This window comes from Bradyrhizobium sp. LA6.1 (assembly GCF_040547805.1).
GTDB lineage: Bacteria > Pseudomonadota > Alphaproteobacteria > Rhizobiales > Xanthobacteraceae > Bradyrhizobium > Bradyrhizobium barranii.
The window spans coordinates 50,728-67,576 of the sequence record NZ_JBEPQK010000017.1; the positions used below are offsets into that span (position 1 = coordinate 50,728).

General features: G+C 64.4%; 15 protein-coding genes and 1 pseudogene. 10 read left to right on the forward strand and 6 right to left on the reverse strand.

All coding sequences use genetic code 11. The features are described 5' to 3' along the window. Positions 1 to 62: 62 nt before the first annotated feature. The 3 genes from parE to ABIB99_RS32730 all read left to right on the forward strand — a co-directional run bounded on the left by parE (position 63) and on the right by ABIB99_RS32730 (position 4,418). Positions 63 to 2,108, forward strand: a complete 2,046-nt coding sequence (gene parE / locus ABIB99_RS32720; protein WP_354179485.1) for a DNA topoisomerase IV subunit B — start codon at positions 63 to 65, stop codon at positions 2,106 to 2,108. A 427-nt stretch (positions 2,109 to 2,535) separates the two neighbouring features. After that, on the forward strand, positions 2,536 to 3,318 hold the full coding sequence (locus ABIB99_RS32725; protein ID WP_028161268.1) for an outer membrane protein: 783 nt from the start codon (positions 2,536 to 2,538) through the stop codon (positions 3,316 to 3,318). A gap of 281 nt (positions 3,319 to 3,599) precedes the next feature. Continuing rightward, the gene (locus tag ABIB99_RS32730; RefSeq protein ID WP_354179487.1) at positions 3,600 to 4,418 is read left to right on the forward strand and encodes an outer membrane protein; all 819 of its coding nucleotides are present in this window, start codon (positions 3,600 to 3,602) and stop codon (positions 4,416 to 4,418) included. Positions 4,419 to 4,713: 295 nt separating this feature from the next. On the opposite strand, the gene ABIB99_RS32735 is transcribed toward ABIB99_RS32730, so the two are convergent. Further along, positions 4,714 to 5,160, reverse strand: coding sequence for a hypothetical protein (locus tag ABIB99_RS32735; protein WP_354179489.1), 447 nt, complete (start codon positions 5,158 to 5,160; stop codon positions 4,714 to 4,716). A 139-nt stretch (positions 5,161 to 5,299) separates the two neighbouring features. Between ABIB99_RS32735 and ABIB99_RS32740 the strand changes: the two genes are divergently transcribed. Together ABIB99_RS32740 and ABIB99_RS32745 are read left to right on the forward strand one after the other, a co-directional pair. After that, positions 5,300 to 5,485 (forward strand): hypothetical protein, encoded by a 186-nt coding sequence (locus ABIB99_RS32740; RefSeq protein ID WP_007609848.1) that lies wholly within the window; start codon positions 5,300 to 5,302, stop codon positions 5,483 to 5,485. A 21-nt stretch (positions 5,486 to 5,506) separates the two neighbouring features. Continuing rightward, positions 5,507 to 6,277: an SDR family NAD(P)-dependent oxidoreductase gene (locus ABIB99_RS32745; RefSeq protein WP_063983511.1), complete on the forward strand. Its 771-nt coding sequence runs from the start codon at positions 5,507 to 5,509 to the stop codon at positions 6,275 to 6,277. Positions 6,278 to 6,645: 368 nt separating this feature from the next. On the opposite strand, the gene ABIB99_RS32750 is transcribed toward ABIB99_RS32745, so the two are convergent. Beyond that, positions 6,646 to 7,413, reverse strand: a complete 768-nt coding sequence (locus ABIB99_RS32750; protein ID WP_071914298.1) for an outer membrane protein — start codon at positions 7,411 to 7,413, stop codon at positions 6,646 to 6,648. A 179-nt stretch (positions 7,414 to 7,592) separates the two neighbouring features. Then, on the reverse strand, positions 7,593 to 8,852 hold the full coding sequence (locus ABIB99_RS32755) for an FAD-dependent oxidoreductase (RefSeq protein ID WP_354179492.1): 1,260 nt from the start codon (positions 8,850 to 8,852) through the stop codon (positions 7,593 to 7,595). Positions 8,853 to 8,973: 121 nt separating this feature from the next. Between ABIB99_RS32755 and ABIB99_RS32760 the strand changes: the two genes are divergently transcribed. Further along, on the forward strand, positions 8,974 to 9,258 hold the full coding sequence (locus tag ABIB99_RS32760; protein WP_063983514.1) for a hypothetical protein: 285 nt from the start codon (positions 8,974 to 8,976) through the stop codon (positions 9,256 to 9,258). 44 nt (positions 9,259 to 9,302) lie between these two features. Here the strand turns inward: ABIB99_RS32760 and ABIB99_RS32765 are convergent, their stop codons facing one another. Next, on the reverse strand, positions 9,303 to 10,823 hold the full coding sequence (locus tag ABIB99_RS32765; RefSeq protein WP_354179495.1) for a caspase family protein: 1,521 nt from the start codon (positions 10,821 to 10,823) through the stop codon (positions 9,303 to 9,305). 202 nt (positions 10,824 to 11,025) lie between these two features. Here ABIB99_RS32765 and ABIB99_RS32770 point away from each other — a divergent pair, with 202 nt between their 5' ends. From ABIB99_RS32770 to fabA, 4 genes and pseudogenes are all read left to right on the forward strand, one after another. After that, entirely contained in the window at positions 11,026 to 12,036 is a 1,011-nt protein-coding gene (locus tag ABIB99_RS32770; RefSeq protein WP_354179497.1) for a helix-turn-helix domain-containing protein, read from the forward strand. 300 nt (positions 12,037 to 12,336) lie between these two features. Next, positions 12,337 to 13,875, forward strand: a complete 1,539-nt coding sequence (locus ABIB99_RS32775) for a DEAD/DEAH box helicase (RefSeq protein ID WP_354179499.1) — start codon at positions 12,337 to 12,339, stop codon at positions 13,873 to 13,875. Between the two features lie 165 nt (positions 13,876 to 14,040). After that, on the forward strand, positions 14,041 to 15,108 hold the full coding sequence (locus tag ABIB99_RS32780; protein WP_354179501.1) for a GGDEF domain-containing protein: 1,068 nt from the start codon (positions 14,041 to 14,043) through the stop codon (positions 15,106 to 15,108). 104 nt (positions 15,109 to 15,212) lie between these two features. Beyond that, positions 15,213 to 15,742 (forward strand): annotated as a pseudogene (gene fabA / locus ABIB99_RS32785) (bifunctional 3-hydroxydecanoyl-ACP dehydratase/trans-2-decenoyl-ACP isomerase). A 98-nt stretch (positions 15,743 to 15,840) separates the two neighbouring features. On the opposite strand, the gene ABIB99_RS32790 reads toward fabA, so the two are convergent. Both ABIB99_RS32790 and ABIB99_RS32795 read right to left on the reverse strand, forming a co-directional pair. Further along, complete coding sequence (locus ABIB99_RS32790) at positions 15,841 to 16,281, reverse strand: TfoX/Sxy family protein (RefSeq protein WP_354179503.1); 441 nt, start codon at positions 16,279 to 16,281, stop codon at positions 15,841 to 15,843. A 162-nt stretch (positions 16,282 to 16,443) separates the two neighbouring features. Further along, positions 16,444 to 16,842, reverse strand: coding sequence for a HesB/IscA family protein (locus ABIB99_RS32795; RefSeq protein WP_166341045.1), 399 nt, complete (start codon positions 16,840 to 16,842; stop codon positions 16,444 to 16,446). Between the last annotated feature and the right edge of the window lie 7 nt (positions 16,843 to 16,849).

Here is a 16,849-nt window from a genome sequence, read left to right on the forward strand (position 1 = left end):
CCGTGGCATAGTCGGCCCAACCGATTCGCCGCCATCGCGGCCATCAAAGTGCATCAAAATATATGTCCAAGCAGTTGAAGCCAAAAGCAAAAGACGATTTTTTCGGCGGCGATGAGCCGAAGTCGCGTGCGCCCGCCAAGGCGGCTTCGCGCGGAACCGGCGGCGAAGCCGACTACACTGCGGCCGATATCGAGGTGCTCGAAGGCCTGGAACCGGTGCGCCGCCGGCCCGGCATGTATATCGGCGGCACCGATGAGAAGGCGCTGCATCACCTCTTCGCCGAAGTCATCGACAACTCGATGGACGAGGCGCTGGCCGGGCACGCGACCTTCATCGGAGTCGAGCTCAGCGCCGACGGGTTCCTGACCGTCACCGACAACGGCCGCGGCATCCCGATCGATCCGCATCCGAAGTTTCCGAAGAAGTCGGCGCTCGAAGTCATCATGTGCACGCTGCATTCGGGCGGCAAGTTCGACTCCAAGGTCTACGAGACTTCCGGCGGTCTGCACGGTGTCGGCATCTCCGTGGTGAACGCCCTCTCCTCGCTGCTTGAGGTCGAGGTCGCGCGCAGCCAGAAGCTCTACCGCATGACGTTCGAGCGCGGGCACCCGAAGGGCAAGCTCGAGGATCTCGGCAAGATCAACAACCGCCGCGGCACCCGCGTGCGCTTCAAGCCCGACACCGACATCTTCGGCGCCAAGGCCGCATTCAAGCCGCAGCGCCTGTTCAAGATGACGCGCTCGAAGGCCTATCTGTTCGGCGGCGTCGAGATCCGCTGGAATTGCGCACCCGAGCTCTTGAAGGGCGTCGAGGATGTGCCGGCGGAAGCGACCTTCCACTTCCCCGGCGGCCTCAAGGATTACCTCGCCGCTGCGATCCACGCCGACACCTTGGTGCATCCCGACATCTTCTCGGGCAAATCGGGCCGCAACGGCGCGCATGGCGCCTGCGAATGGGCTGTCGCCTGGACCGCGGATGCCGACGGCTTCCTGTCGTCCTACACCAACACCGTGCCGACGCCCGATGGCGGCACGCACGAATCCGGCCTGCGCAGCGCGCTGCTGCGCGGCCTGAAGGATCACGCCGAGCGCGTCGGTCAGGGCAAGCGCGCGTCATCCATTACGTCGGAAGACGTGATGGTGGGCGCGGCCGTGATGCTGTCGGTGTTCGTGCGCGAGCCTGAATTCCAGGGCCAGACCAAGGATCGTCTCGCCACCGCCGAAGCACAGCGCATCGTCGAACAGGCGATGAAGGATCCGTTCGACCACTGGCTGTCGGGCAATCCGAACATGGCCAACCGGCTGCTCGACTTCGTGATCGATCGGGCCGAGGAGCGGCTGCGCCGTCGCCAGGAAAAGGAAACGGCACGCAAGACCGCCGGCAAGAAGCTGCGCCTGCCCGGCAAGCTCGCCGACTGCACCGATGCCGGCACCGACGGCTCCGAGCTCTTCATCGTCGAGGGTGACTCGGCAGGCGGCAGCGCCAAGCAGGCCCGTGATCGCAAGACGCAAGCGGTGCTGCCGCTGCGCGGCAAGATCCTCAACGTCGCCTCGGCCGGCAAGGACAAGCTGACGGCGAACACGCAGCTCTCCGACCTCGTGCAGGCGATCGGCTGCGGCCAGCTTTTGCAATATCGCGAAGAGGATCTGCGCTATCAGCGCATCATCATCATGACCGACGCCGACGTCGACGGCGCCCACATCGCCTCGCTCCTGATCACCTTCTTCTACCGGCAGATGCCGCGGCTGATCGACGAGGGCCACCTCTTCCTCGCGGTGCCGCCGCTCTACAAGCTGACCCATGGCTCGAAGTCCGTCTACGCACGCGACGACAAGCACAAGGAGACGCTGCTCAAGAGCGAGTTCAACGCCAACGCCAAGGTCGAGGTAAACCGCTTCAAAGGCCTTGGTGAGATGATGCCGGCGCAGCTCAAGGAAACCACCATGGATCCGCGCAAGCGGACGCTGCTCAAGGTGGTGCTGCTCGCCGACGACCGCGACACCACGGCGGATTCGGTGGAGCGCCTGATGGGCACCAAGGCCGAGGCGCGCTTCGCGTTCATCTCGGACAAGGCGGAGTTTGCGAGCGAGGAGCTGCTGGACGTCTGAGGCAGTCTTCCGACGTCACGCACAAAGTCCCGGCCTCGGCCGGGGCTTTTTTGTTTGCGGCTGCTCGCGGAGGCGCCCGACCAGACCGCGTCCGCTACCCGACTCATCTTGGGGCGGAACGACTCGGCCAACGACTCACCGGCGCCAAGGCTGAGGCAGGATTGCTACCATTTCGGACAGAGCCGGATTTACTAACGAGAAGTTACCGAAATTCGATCTTCGGAAAATGGCGCAACATATTGTAATAATAGCGCTATTTTTGATTTCGGCGATCACGCCCGGAATCCTCGCCGAGCGGCGTTTCCCGGCGACTGTGCCTGTCCGGCAACAGCATTTCGGTGGAAAGCGGCTATAGTCCGGGCATCAGATCACTCGGACTTCAGTGCGCTCGCGCCTGCCGGACAGACCAAAGCTTGGGGATTTTAACATGAAGAAGATTTTGCTCGCACTGACCGCGGTTGCCGCGATGACCGGTTCGGCGTCGGCGGCCGACCTGGCCGCCCGTCCCTACGTGAAGGCTCCGATGCCGGCGCCCGTCGCCAATTGGACCGGCTTCTACATCTTCGGCGGTGGCGGTGGCGGCCTCTCGAATGCCGATCAATCGATTGTCGACACTGTCAGCGGCACCCCGCTGACGATCACCCAGCGCCAGGGTGGCTCGGGCTGGTTCGGCACCGTGGGCGCCGGTTACGACTGGCAGTTCAGCGGCACCTGGGTCGCCGGTGTGTTCGCTGACGGTCAGTTCGGCAGCATCCGCGCCACCATCCAGGATCCGGGCAACAATATCACGGGCAACCAGAAGCTGGAAACCTCCTGGGCCGCTGGTGTGCGCCTCGGCTGGCTGGCCGCTCCGAACGTTCTCACCTACGTCAACGGCGGTTACTCGGGCGCCCACTTCGGCCAGACCAACTTCACTGACCTCGCTGGCGTCCCGGTCGGTGCCCACCTCAACAGCTACAACCGCAACGGCTGGTTCATCGGTGGCGGCGTCGAGAACAGCCTGAACTTCTTCGGCATCAGCTCGCCCGGCTGGTTCATGAAGACCGAGTATCGTTCGGCCTTCTACAACGCCAAGACCCAGGACGAGCTGTTCGACGTCAGCAATCTCCCGGTCGGCCAGAGCATCCGCGCCAACAGCTGGAACCAGACGATCTCGACCTCGCTGGTCTACCGCTTCAACTGGACCGGTCCGGTCGTCGCGAAGTACTGATCTGATCTGAAATTCAGACGTCAAAGCCCCGGCATTGTCCGGGGCTTTTTCGTTGCGGCTTCTGTTTTGCGGAGTTCAAGGCTCGATACATCGAGAGCTCCGGTGCACGGTGCCCCCAGCAGGTCGTGCCAGTCCGGAGGCGTCGCCTGAAGCTCTGCGTTCCCGATTCATATGTACCTGACCGGCAACAGCTTTTTGGCTGGAACCGCCTATAGCTTGGTCATCCGATGACTCGAAGTTCAGCGCGCTCGCGCCGAACAGACCAAGGTTGGGATTTTATCATGAAGACGTTTTTGCTCGCTCTGACGGCAATGGCGGCGATGACCGGTTCGGCCGCGGCGGCTGATCTTGGGGCCCGCCCTTATGTGAAGGCTCAGGCGCCAGTCCAAAGCTGGACCGGCTTCTACATCTTCGGCGGCGGCGGCGGCGGTCTGTGGTCCGCTGACAGCAACGTTCAGAGCACCGGTGTTGCCGGAGGGTTCGGTGCCTTCGCACCTGCGGGCACCGCTATAACCCGCGATACGCGCCTGGGTGGCAGCGGCTGGTTTGGAACCGTCGGCGCCGGTTACGATTGGCAATTCAACGGCCGTTGGGTGGCCGGCGTGTTCGCCGACGGACAGTTCGGTGACATCAGTGGCTCGCTGACCGACCCCGCCTTCTGGCAGACGGAAGGCCGCCAAAAGCTTCGCACCAGCTACACGGCCGGCGCGCGGCTAGGCTATCTCGTTGCGCCCAATGTCCTGTCCTACGTCAACGCCGGTTACTCGGGTTCGGAATGGTCGGGCACGTCTCAGACGTTTCTGGGTGTGGGACCGGGCGCCAGTACCGCGACGCAGACGACCACAGGCTCCTTCCACCGCGATGGCTTTTTCGTTGGCGGTGGCGTCGAGAACAACCTCGACATTTTCGGAATTGCTGCGCCCGGCTGGTTCATGAAAACCGAATACCGCTCAGCGTACTATGACCGCATTTCCCGGCCCACGACGTTTGCTCCGGGCAATGACTTCGGCGCGCCGGCGGTGGGTCTGACGGGCACCGCAATTACCTTCAAGCCCTGGGTCCAGACCATCAGCACGTCGCTGGTCTACCGCTTCAACTGAAACGGCCCCACTCCTGAGACAAGTCCCGATCCAGTCTGGATATCGGACGTCAAAGCCCCGGCATCGTTCGGGGCTTTTTCGTTGCCGAATTGTCAGCGGCCGACGCTCGCGGCCAGAGACCGGTACGTCTCTCCAAGCCGGTTCGATCCCCGCCCAGTCGGCCTCGGTGATCGCCTCGCTCCGCGCTTCGCGAAACGCCATGGCGTCCGCCCGCGCGATGCCGAACTGCCTGATGCCGGAATCGTCCGCGCTCTTGCCGTAGGGTCAGCGCCACCACGCGTGCGATGGTGAGGCCCTAGTCGCGCGGGTCCACCGCCTCGCGCCGCGCCTGCCACCAGTCAAGCTCGAGACGGGCGGCCTCGTGCGCGTCGGACGACACTGGCGCGGCCGATGCAAAATCCCGGTAGTATCCAACGAGCGCTGGCAGGGCCGCATCGGCCTCCCGGCGTGATCGCGTCGGCTGGAACGTCCTGGCGGCCCCGGCGGCGCCGAGCGCGATCTGCAAGCTTCCTAGCGGTGAAAAGCCGAACTGCGTCCGCGTCGATTCGTAGAGATGGTGGAACAGCGCGGCATAGCGCTTGTCGTAATAGTCGCGCCACATCGCGGTCTCGAGCCGCGCCATCTCGGCCGGATCGAACGCCCGCAGATCCGCACGCCGTGGAATGACGGCATAGGCCGCCACCAGTGCGGCCGCAGCCGCGATGCCAAGGGTGCTACCAAGGATCATCTTCCGCACGGACATGGATCCTCCCAGCGGCCCTGCATCCGCAGCCATTGTATCCAAACCGAAGCTACGGCTAGTCTGGCGGGAAGTTTTCGTGACAAGCGGCGATCGTTGATGCCGTAGGCCACGACAGAAGCAAACCAACGGGGAGGAATGCATGCGCAGATTTCTGCTGATCGCAGGCCTGTTTGCCCTCGCCGTCGGGCTGCTCTGGATCGGACAGGGAACGGGCACCGTCGCCTGGCCGCGGTCGAGCTTCATGGTCAACCAGTTGCAATGGGCCGGCTATGGCGCAGCCATGGCCGGCTTCGGACTGGTCCTGATCTGGCAGAGCAACCAATAGAAGAAACCAGGGAATACAAATATGACATCCAACCGGTTCGATCTCCGCGGCAAAGTCGCGATCGTCACAGGGGGCAATGGCGGCATCGGTCTTGGCCTCGCCCACGGACTCGCCGATGCCGGCGCCGATATCGCCGTGGTCGCACGTAACGAAACCAAGTCGGCCGCTGCCGTTGCCGATCTCAGAGAGCGCGGCGTGAAGGCGATTGCCGTCACCACCGACGTCACCGACAAGGCGGCGGTCGCGGCCATGATCGACCGCGTCGTCAAGGAGCTCGGCCGGATCGACATCCTCATCAACAATGCCGGCATGAGCATCCGCAAGCCGCCGCACGAGCTCGAGCTCGACGAGTGGAACAAGGTGATCGACACCAACCTCACCAGCGCTTTCGTGTGCTCGAAGCTGGCCTATCCGGCGCTGAAGGCGTCGGGCAACGGCAAGGTGATCAATATCGGCTCGATGATGTCGATCTTCGGCGCGAGCTTCGCCACCGCCTATGCGGCAAGCAAGGGCGGCATCGTGCAGTACACGCGCGCGTGCGCCAATGCGTGGGCGCCCGACAACATCCAGGTCAACGCCATCCTGCCGGGCTGGATCGACACCGACCTCACCCGCGGCGCGCGGCAGCAGGTCTCGGGACTGCATGAGCGCGTGCTGGCGCGCACGCCCGCGGGACGCTGGGGCGATATCGACGACTTCGCCGGCATCGCCGTGTTCCTCGCCTCGCCCGCCTCGAACTTCGTCACGGGCACTGCGATCCCCGTCGACGGTGGATTCTCCGTGATGGCGTAAGCTTGCCCCGCGGTCGACGAAAAAGCCCCGGCAGATGCCGGGGCTTTGAAAGCTCTCACGTTCGGAGAGATCAGTACCTTGCGACGACGGCCGAGGGACTGAAGCGGTAGTTCACGCCGACGCGCACCGCATCAACGACATGACTGAAACGATACGTCGCGGAGTCCGTGGGGGCAGAAATAGGCAAGTGCTATTTACCTACTGCACCCTTATGCACCGTCACGGTCAGTTTCCGGAGATGACCATCCGCTGCGCCGTCCCGCCCGTGGCGACAACGACGCGCGAATCGGCAGAAAAAAGCCCCGGACGGAGCCGGGGCTTTCAGTTGTTGGCAGTACTTTTTTAGCTTCGGTCGTTTGTTGACGTGCTCAGTAGCGCGCGATGACCGGTGCGTCGAACTTGTAGCTCGCGCGCACGACGGCCCACTGGATGTCGCGCGGCTTGGCATCGAAGGTGTAGTTACCCGAGGTGCCGCCGAGCTGATAGGTCTGGCTGCCGAAGGCCGCGTAGTTGTATTCGAGGCCGACGATCCAGTTGCGGGTGATGCCGTATTCCCAGCCGGCGCCGACGGTCCAGCCGTTGGCCCAGTGGGTCTGACCGCCCGAGCCCGTCGAGGGCGCAACGGTGTCGCTGACGTTGAGACGGTTGTTCACGCCGGCATAGCCGCCCTTGATGTAGAACAAATTGTTCTGCACGGCGAAGCCGGCGCGGCCGACGACGGTCGCTAGCACGTTGGCGCGCCAGGTGAAGATGTCGTCAGCGGCGCCGAAGGCGGTGTTGACGACCGTACCCTTGTTGTCGAGGCCGGAGATCGTGCCTTCCATGCCGAACACGTAGTTGTTGGCCTGCCAGTTGTAGCCGATCTGAGCACCGCCCATGATGCCGGCGCCACGCTGGCGATAGCCCTGGCCCGGAACGAGATCGCCGAACGGCGCGCCGGTCCCGTTGTTGATGAACTGCTCGTTGGTCCATGCGCCACCGATGTGGCCGCCGACATAGAAACCGGTCCAGTTGAACAGCGGCTCCGCATAGGCGGGCGCCTTCATGTAGCGCGCACCGAGATCGGCGGCTGAAGCGGCGCCGGTCGAAACCAGAGCGGTCGTGCAGGCGAAGGCGGCAATCAATTTGTTACGCATGGTACACCCCGTGTCCTTTGATGGGTGCACGGTCACACGCAGGTCTTACTCAAATTTGAATCAAGAAAGTTAAGACGCCGGATTGGCAAGCGGCGCGACGTGAATCCGTTTGCGCTGTTGCGCGCACGCAACGCGCGGCGCGCGATTTAACGCCGCGTTATCCCTACCGACCTCCTGCACTACGACGCCGGCGCGGCCTTGGATTGCACGTGCTCGGGCCGCACGCCGAGCGCAATCAGGCGCGCCGGAATACCCTGGAGCCATGGCAGCGCAGTGATCAGGCGCACGACCAGCGGCACCTTCAGCGGCCGCTCGCCGCCCTGCAGGGCGCCGCTGATGATGTTGTTCTGCACGATCACCTGCATGCGCTGCGTCATCCTCACCGGGAATTCGCGGCGTCGGCGCACGGCATCGAGTTCATTCTCGGTTGGGCAGCCCTGCCGAAGCTTGTCGGCCAGCAAATTGGCGGTCGCAACTGCATCCTGCACAGCGAGATTGACACCGACGCCGCCGACCGGCGACATCGCATGCGCGGCATCGCCGATGAGAAGCAGGCCCGGCCGCGTCCAGCGCGCCAGGCGGTTGATCGCGACGGTGAGCAGCTTGACGTCGTCAAAGCTCTTCACATCGGCAATGCCGGATCGAAGGATCGGCGCCATGCGCACGACGTCGTCGAGCAGCGCCTGCAATCCCCTCGCCTTCACCGCCTCGTATTGTCCCTTCGCGATGACATAGGCGCACTGCCAATAGTCGCCGCGGTCGAACGTGACCATCATCTTTCCGGGCTCGACGCGCGCGAACAGGTTCTCGGTCTCGTCCGCCTTGCGGCCGACTCGGAACCACAGCACGTCCATCGGCGCGCCGATCTCCTCGACGCGGAGCCCCGCACGTTCGCGCACCGTCGAATGCCGGCCATCGCAGGCAACGGTGAGATCGGCTTCGATGTCGATCGGCCCATCCGGCGTCATCGCACGCACGCCGGCGACGGTCTCGCCGCGGCGGATCAGATCGACGGCCTCCGTATTCATCATCACCTTGAGCGAGGCGAAGCGCTGGCCGGCCTCGCGCAGGAAATTCAGGAAGTCCCATTGCGGCATGAAGGCAATGAACGGGTACTTGGTGCGGAGCCGGCGGAGATCGGCAATCCGCACGGGCGTGCCGCCAAACAGGCCGTCCATCATCTGCAGGCGCTGGTGCGGCAGCTTCAGGAACCCATCGATCAGGCCGAGCTCGTCCATCACCTGGAGCGTCGAGGGATGCACGGTGTCGCCGCGAAAGTCGCGGAAGAAATCCGCATGCTTCTCCAGCACCACGACGTCGATGCCGGCGCGTCCCAGGAGATAGCCGAGCATCATGCCGGCCGGCCCGCCGCCGACGATGCAACATCGGGCTCTCACGGAGTGACGAACGGTGTGCTCTGGGGTATCAGATTCCGTCATCAACTCCTCGCTTACAACTTTAGTACTCTGTGCGGTGCAACAAGCCGGAATTGGTTTGCCGCAATGCCGAATGGCCGGTAGCGTTGCTGATAATTTCGATTGATTTCAGGATGATCCCGCGTTGCGCACCATACTGATAGTGCTTGGCATCTGGCTGCTGATCAACGTGCTTTTCGTCGTGATCATGCTGCCGCCGCGCAAGCCGCGGAAGCCGGATCCTCAGGAGGCGGGCACGCTCGCGCCGGCACGGATCGACCAGAACGGCTATCCGTTCGAGGAACAGGAGAAGGTCCTGCTTCGCCATGTGGTCATCTCGATCGCCATGGGGACGTTCTTCTCGCTTGCGCCGCCCTTGATGGAAGCGATCGACGCCATCAAGCGCTACATCGGGAAGCGTCGCGGCTAGTTTCCCGCGCCAACTGCGCTCGCCGCCCAACAATGGCAGACCGCTCAGTTGTTGCTGCGGTTCGCGGCCCGAAAACTCTTGATTTCCGACACGCTGCCATCGCGGTAGGTCAGTTCCACCGAGACGAACTGGGTAGCCGGGGCAAGCTTCATGTAGAGCGGCATGCCGGCACTGATCGCGCTGGGATCGCGCATGTCGCAGCCCGGCATCTTCAACACCTGGTTCGGAACGGCGGTGTCGATGCCGATGCGCACCTCGCGGATGGCGCAGCGGTAGGACACGAGGTGCGTGTAGTAGACGAGCAGCCCATTGAACTCGCGGAATGACAGCCAGCTCGTCGCTGTCATGTCGAGGATCTTGCGCTGGTCGCGGATCAGCGCGGCCTCGGGATCGAACCTGATCGGGAATGGCCCCTGCATGTCGCCGGACTGATCGACATAGCGGACCTCGATGGTGCCGGCCTGCGCATCCGGCGGCAATTCGATCGACGGGTTCGGCATCCGCTTGCGCGTGCGCGGATCGAGCGTGTCGATGAAGCCGGTCTCGCGGAAATCGCCATTGCCGGCCATGCGCCAGGAAATGCCGAGCGTCGGATCGGCGAAGGAGAACACCACGCTCCAGCCGCCATTGTGCCGCGAGAAGCTGGCGATCGGCGCGTTGGTGGTTTCCTCCTTCGGCACGCGCGGTACCGACACCGGCGGGAGGGCCGCGAGCTTCTGTGGCGCCGGATCGGCCGGGCGCGCAGCGGCGGTGGTGTCCGTGGCAACGCCGCTGAGGAAGACGTCGTCGACCATCTGGTCGAAATAGACCGGCACCTGCCTGTGCTTGACGGTGTCGGCCATCTCGCTGACGAGACGGCGGGTGCGCTGCGCCACCTGCACCAGATTCTCGCCGGGCTGGAGCAGCTCCTTGGCGAAGGTGCGCGTGAACACCGAATTGGGATTGGCGTCGTCGTTGGAGAGACGATCGAGTGCGGTCTGGCGGGGACCTGCGGAGAACACCGAGAACACGCCTTCGGGCAGCTGCACCATCGGCGCGAGGCCGCCGCCGCCGGCGACCGCGCGGGTGCCTTTGCGCTCGAACGGGTTGTTGCGGCAGGCGTCGAACACCAGGATCGACGTGCGCGCCTTCTTGTTCTGAAGGCGCTCGACGATGCGGTCGGCCAGGATGGAAGCGTCGCGCACCAGCTCTTCCTGCCCTTCGGTCGCCGCCGGCACGTCAGTCGGCAGCAGGTAGTTCTGGCCCGCGATCTCGAAGCCGTGGCCGGCGTAGAAGAAGAATGCGGTGTCGCCGGGCTCGATCGCCTTGTCGAACGCGAGCAGCGTCTCGGAGAATTGCTGCCGGCTCTGGTTCTCGGCGACCATCACCGAGAAACCGAGCTGCTTCAGTGTATCGCCCATGGTGCGGGCGTCGTTGACCGCCTTGAGGAGCTTGGGGACGTTCCTGTAGTCGTTGTTGCCGACGACAAGCGCAACGCGCTTCTCGGCTTGTGCGGGCAGCGCGAAGCCGCTCAGGCTGATCGCAAGGCCAAGGGCCGCCAGAATTCTGAAAAGCCGACGCGTCATCGTAAAATTCCCGTTGCAGAACGGCGCTCCGCCGGCCCCCTCGAACAGCGATTCATTGGAACCCTCTGCCGTTGATGATAGTCGGTCCAGCCATATCGACGGTTCAACGCGCAGAGCCCACGGGTTCCGTCATCAGGACTATGGCAGATTCCTCCGGAATCTGCTTTTTCTAGGCAGCTGCGCGCTGCAAGCGGGGGCTGCCGTGTATCGATGGTGTACTGACGAGGTCGAGCCGCATGACCGGTTCGACTATTGGCGCGAGGTCCGGTCCAAGGGCCTGTTCGGCGTCACCGCCGAACTCGAGCGCGAGCGCCGCGCGGACTTCTACGGCGAATTCTCGCTGTGCCAGCTCGGCGGCGGTGGGCTCGTCGAGCTGAAGGCGTCGCACTACACGGTCGAGCGCAGCAACTCCGACATCGCCTACGCGCCCGGCGACAGCATCTGCGTCTACCAGCAGCTCGGCAGCGGCGGCTGGTTCGGCGGCATGCGCACCGGCGACTTTGCGATCGCCAACGGCAGCTTCGCCACCAGCCATACCGACCAGCCCTATCGCACCGCGCCGCTCGGCGCAGGCGGCTTCCACCTGCGCATCCTGAAGATCCCCGTGAGCAGCCTCTCCACGCAGGACAGGCGCATGCGCGAGCTTGCGCCCCGGACGTTCAACGATCCCGGCCTGGCGCCCCTGCTCGGCGCCTGCTTCGCCGACCTCGATGAGGCCGCCGCAGGCGATAACGGCGCCACTGATGCGACCTCAGTCGCCCAGACCTCCTTGGATCAGGCCTCCTTGGATCAAGCCTCGCTCGTCCAGGCCTTGGCCCATCTGGCGCTGATCGAGCGCGGCATCGTGCGGCCCGGCAGCCGCCGTGGGCAGGCCGCGCTGCGGACCGCCCGGCTCTCGCAGGCGCGGCGCCTGATCGCGCGCCATCTGCAAGACCCCGGTCTGGCGCCGGCGATGGTGGCCGACCAGCTCGGCGTGTCCGTGCGTCACCTGCACATGCTGTTCGAAGCCGCGGCGAAGAGCTTTTCGCAGACCGTGACGGACGAACGCCTGAAACAGAGCCGCCGCCTGATGCGCGAGGCGCCGGACCGGCTGATCGCTGATATCGCGACCTCCTGCGGCTTCGAGAGCCTGGCGACCTATTACCGGGTCTTCAACGCCGCCTACGGAATGGCCCCCGGCGATTTCCGGGCCCGGGGCCCGGAAGGGCGTTAGTCGTCCCGCCGGCAGCTATCGCCCAGTTAACGGTGGAGGCGGAAAAGCCCAGCTGGGCCCGCTATTTGGGCAAAAACCTCAGGTTTTTTAGGGTCTTCCCGCGCCCGCTCCATTGACTTTGGCCGATTCCCGCCTATGTTCCGGGGCGACGCGGCTCAGATCGAAGACCGATTCTTGAGCCTTGCGCTTTGTTCGCGTGAGTCAGCACCCCCAGCTTCTTTGAGAGCGCGCCGTTTCGGGGTGGAACGCGACAGCCTTAATTACCCTCGATTCCGAACGGCGGTTTCGACCAGAGGCTCAATGTCCTTTTCAAATCTCGGACTGTCCGAAAAAGTCCTCGCCGCAGTGGCGGCCACAGGTTACACCACCCCCACCCCCATTCAGGAACAGGCGATCCCCCACGTCCTCGCACGCAAGGACGTGCTCGGCATCGCCCAGACCGGCACCGGCAAGACCGCGGCCTTCGTGCTGCCGATGCTCACCATCCTCGAAAAGGGTCGCGCCCGCGCGCGCATGCCGCGCACGTTGATCCTGGAGCCGACCCGCGAGCTCGCGGCGCAGGTGAAGGAAAACTTCGACCGCTACGGCGCCGGCCAGAAGCTCAACGTCGCCCTGCTGATCGGCGGCGTTTCCTTCGGCGACCAGGATGCCAAGCTGACGCGCGGCGTCGACGTGCTGATCGCCACCCCCGGCCGCCTGCTCGACCACACCGAGCGCGGCGGCCTGCTGCTCACCGGCGTCGAGCTGCTCGTCATCGACGAAGCCGACCGCATGCTGGACATGGGCTTCATTCCCGACATCGAGCGCGTCTGCAAGCTCGTCCCGTTCACGCGGCAGACCCTGTTCTTCACCGCGACCATGCCGCCGGAAATCCGGCGCATCACCGAGACCTTCCTGCATAATCCGCAGAAGGTCGAGGTCTCCAAGCCCGCCACCACCGCCGTGACCGTCACGCAGTGTCAGGTCCCGGCCGGGCGCGAGGCGCATGAGAAGCGTGAATTGCTGCGACGCCTGCTGCGCGAGGCCAAGGATCTCCAGAACGCGATCATCTTCTGCAATCGCAAGCGCGACGTCGCCGTCGTTCACAAATCACTGCAAAAGCATGGTTTCAGCGTCGGCGCCCTGCATGGCGACATGGACCAGTCGGCCCGCACGGCGGCGCTCGAACAGTTCCGCAAGGGCGAACTGCCGCTGCTGGTCGCCTCCGATGTTGCCGCCCGCGGCCTCGACATCCCTGAGGTCAGCCACGTCTTCAATTTCGACGTCCCCCACCACCCCGACGACTATGTTCACCGCGTCGGCCGCACCGGCCGCGCCGGCCGGTCCGGTATGGCGATCTCGCTCGTGACGCCGCTCGACCAGAAGTCGATGGTGGCGATCGAGAAGCTGATCGGCCAGAGCATTCCGCGCGCCGAGGGCGATTTCGAAGTGCCCGCGGACGCAGGCGAGCAGAGCGCACGTTCGCGCGAACCGCGCGGGCGCGACCGTGAACGTTCCCGCGGCGGACGCGGCAAGCCGCAGCGTGGCCGCGATCGTGAGCGCAGCCACGAGCCCCGCGAACCGCGCGGCGAGGCGAGGCCTTCCGCAGAGACACAGTCCGCTCCTGAAGCGAGACCTGCACGTGAGCCGAGGCCCGCACGGGAGGCGAGGCCTCCGCGTGAAGCGAAGCAATCATCCGAGCCGCGCGGTGGATCGCGCCAGCAAGCCAATCCATCGCATGTACCGTCGATCGGCCGCCCCGAGCCGCGCCGCCAGCGCGAGGCCGATACCGAGCCCGGCGATCACTCGCACCTTCCGGCGTTTCTGCTCCGGCCAGTGCGTTCTCCCGCCGGCGCCTGACGCGCCGGCGCGATTCAGCTTCGGTTGAGCTGAGCCGCATTACACTTTTTCTGATGCATTCGCGAACGTCTGTTTACAGAGCGTTCACGATCGTCCGTTAGCCTACGAACATAATTTAAGCATTGCTGCGGTCGATGGCGCGCCGACCGCTGTGGGGTATGTTCCGTGGTCAAGGTGCTCGACGAACACGAACGCACGATGGCGTTCGCCGAAGTGGCTCTGGGTCAGATCCGTTCGCTTCGACAGACCGCAATTCCCCGCAATTACGAGATCTGGTACGTCTACGCCACCGGCTATAACGCACCGCTCAACAAGATCATCAACGAGACGCTGGCACGCCACGGCAAGCTGACCGAAGGCGATCTTGAGCAGATCTACGAGACCTATCTTTCCCACATCAAGACCACCGACCGCATCGACAAGGTCGGCGCACGCGTCATCGGCGAGATCGACGACGTGATGAAGGTGCTGAGCGAAGCGCTCGGGATGACCGGCTCCTACGATGCCAGCCTGTCGGGCGCGACCGAGAAACTGTCGTCGGCCAAGAGCCGCGACCAGATCAAGTCGATCGTCGAGACGCTGCTGCGTTCGACCAGCGAGATGCGCGAGACCAACAAGGTGCTGGAAGACCGGCTGACGCTGTCCAAGAACGAGATCAGCAATCTCCAGCAGAGCCTGGAGGCGATCCGCGCCGAGAGCCTGACCGATCCGCTGACGGGATTGGGCAATCGCAAATATTTCGATCGCATGATCGGCATGGCCGTGCAGAGCGCGCTCGCCTCGGGCGAGCCGCTGTCGCTGCTGCTGTTCGACATCGATCATTTCAAATCGTTCAACGATTCCTACGGCCATCTCACCGGCGACCAGGTGTTGCGGCTGGTTGGCCTGTCCATGAAGCAGACCATCAAGGGACAGGACATCACCGCGCGCTATGGCGGCGAGGAATTCGCGGTCCTGCTGCCCAACACGGCGCTGCGCCAGGCCCTCACCGTTGCAGATCACATCCGCCGCGCCGTGATGGCGAAGGAATTGAAGAAGAAATCGACCGGCGAGATCCTCGGCCGCGTCACCATCTCCGTCGGCGTCTCCATGCTCAAGCAGGGCGACGACCCCGACGCGCTGATCGAGCGTGCGGATGCCTGCCTCTATGCCGCCAAGCGCAACGGACGCAACCGCGTGATCTGCGAGGCCGATCCGGAATTCGCGATCGAGTCGCACAGCCGGGTGGCCTGACGCCGAAGCAGCGCGCCGAAGCGACGGCCGGCGCTTGACATTCCAATCCGCCGAACGACATCTTCCCCGCCGCCCGACTGCGAGCGTCGAGAGGACTTGTCGTCTTGCCCAATCCCCATGACTTTCACACACCGCAACAGCCCTACACTAGGGACGAACTGCTGAGATCGAGCGACGGCGGCTATTTCGGCCCGGGCAACGCGCAATTGCCGGCCCCGCCGATGCTCATGATGGATCGCATCACCGAGATCAGCCTGGACGGCGGCGAGTTCGGCAAGGGCCACATCGTCGGCGAGCTCGATATTGAGCCCGGCCACTGGTTCTTCGATTGTCACTATCGCGGTGACGCGATGATGCCGGGAAGTCTCGGCCTGGATGCGATGTGGCAGATGATCGGCTACTGGCTCGGCTGGTCGGGCTCACCGGGCAAGGGCCGCGCCATCGGCGTCGGCGAGGTCGAGGCTGCGGGATTGGTCACACCGGAGACGCGACGCGTGCGCTACGGGTCGCCATGCGTATGGTCCGGCGCGGCAAGCTGGTGCTCGGAATTGCCGACGGTCGTGTGCTTGCCGACGGCGTCGGTGTCTTCACGGCGAAGGATATGCGGGTCGGCCTGACCAAGGCGGTGGACTGAGGTCTCGTAGGGTGGGTAAAGGCGCGCAAGCGCCGTGCCCACCATCTCTCCGCGCCACGACCTCACCGGTGGGCACGCTTCCGCCTTCGCTCTACGAGCTACGGCGGACGAGTCGCTTTGCCCACCCTACGAACCGCCTTCTTGGCTGCTTGTTTCTTCGCCGGCGGCTTCTTCTCGACCTTCTTCTTCGCCACCGCCTTCTTCCCCTTCGGCCGCTTCTTCACCTTGGCGCGCTGGGCGGCGGCGAGCGCTGCCCTCGCCCATTGCGCAAGCTCCTCGGAATCGTCGAACAGGCGCGCCGGCAATTCCCAATAGGATTTCACCAGCACGGTTTTGGCGCGGGTCGAATACTGAAACGGCTTCGAGCCTTCCGCTTCAAAGTCCGGGATGGTGACCTCGTCGGCGCGGAAGAACAGGCCCGCGCGCAAGGCGAGCGCGAAGTTGATGCCGTCGGCGGAGATGCCGTAGCCGGAGAACATTTTTCGGATGGTGACGGGGCCGAAATCGGCGAACAGGTCGATCAGGAATTCGCGGTCCATGGCCAAGCTGTCTCCCCACGGTCGTCCCCGCGAACGCGGGGACCCATAGCCACAGGGAGGAGTTTAGCGAAGACTACCAGCCAGGAAAGCTTGGTACTGATACCGAGCGTCATCGCCAGACCACGCGGTATGGGTCCCCGCGTTCGCGGGGACGACAGCGACTTACCCGTCGATCTTCGCGGGCCGCAGCTCGACCGACTCGCCGCAGCCGCAGGCGGAGACCTGGTTGGGGTTGTTGAAGACGAACTGGGCCTGCATCTTGTCGGCCTTGTAGTCCATCTCGGTGCCGAGCAGGAACAGCACGGCCTTGGGATCGACCAGGATCTTGACGCCCTTGTCCTCGACCACCTCGTCGGTCGGGCGGACATCATGGGCGTATTCGACCGTGTAGGACTGACCGGCACAGCCGCCGTTCTTCACGCCGACGCGCAGGCCCACGATCTCGGAATCGGCGCGGCTCGTCAGCTCGCTGATGCGCTGGGCCGCGGCATCCGTCAGCCGCATCACCTGCGGGCGCGGCCGCCGGGGCTTTGGTGTCGAAGCTGGTGTTACCTGGGTCATGTTATCT

Coding starts and splice junctions, on each gene's coding strand:
- parE (WP_354179485.1), top strand. CDS start 63: ATGTCCAAGCAGTTGAAGCCAAAAGCAAAAGACGATTTTTTCGGCGGC.
- ABIB99_RS32725 (WP_028161268.1), top strand. CDS start 2,536: ATGAAGAAGATTTTGCTCGCACTGACCGCGGTTGCCGCGATGACCGGT.
- ABIB99_RS32730 (WP_354179487.1), top strand. CDS start 3,600: ATGAAGACGTTTTTGCTCGCTCTGACGGCAATGGCGGCGATGACCGGT.
- ABIB99_RS32735 (WP_354179489.1), bottom strand. CDS start 5,160: ATGTCCGTGCGGAAGATGATCCTTGGTAGCACCCTTGGCATCGCGGCT.
- ABIB99_RS32740 (WP_007609848.1), top strand. CDS start 5,300: ATGCGCAGATTTCTGCTGATCGCAGGCCTGTTTGCCCTCGCCGTCGGG.
- ABIB99_RS32745 (WP_063983511.1), top strand. CDS start 5,507: ATGACATCCAACCGGTTCGATCTCCGCGGCAAAGTCGCGATCGTCACA.
- ABIB99_RS32750 (WP_071914298.1), bottom strand. CDS start 7,413: ATGCGTAACAAATTGATTGCCGCCTTCGCCTGCACGACCGCTCTGGTT.
- ABIB99_RS32755 (WP_354179492.1), bottom strand. CDS start 8,852: ATGACGGAATCTGATACCCCAGAGCACACCGTTCGTCACTCCGTGAGA.
- ABIB99_RS32765 (WP_354179495.1), bottom strand. CDS start 10,823: ATGACGCGTCGGCTTTTCAGAATTCTGGCGGCCCTTGGCCTTGCGATC.
- ABIB99_RS32775 (WP_354179499.1), top strand. CDS start 12,337: ATGTCCTTTTCAAATCTCGGACTGTCCGAAAAAGTCCTCGCCGCAGTG.
- ABIB99_RS32790 (WP_354179503.1), bottom strand. CDS start 16,281: ATGGACCGCGAATTCCTGATCGACCTGTTCGCCGATTTCGGCCCCGTC.
- ABIB99_RS32795 (WP_166341045.1), bottom strand. CDS start 16,842: ATGACCCAGGTAACACCAGCTTCGACACCAAAGCCCCGGCGGCCGCGC.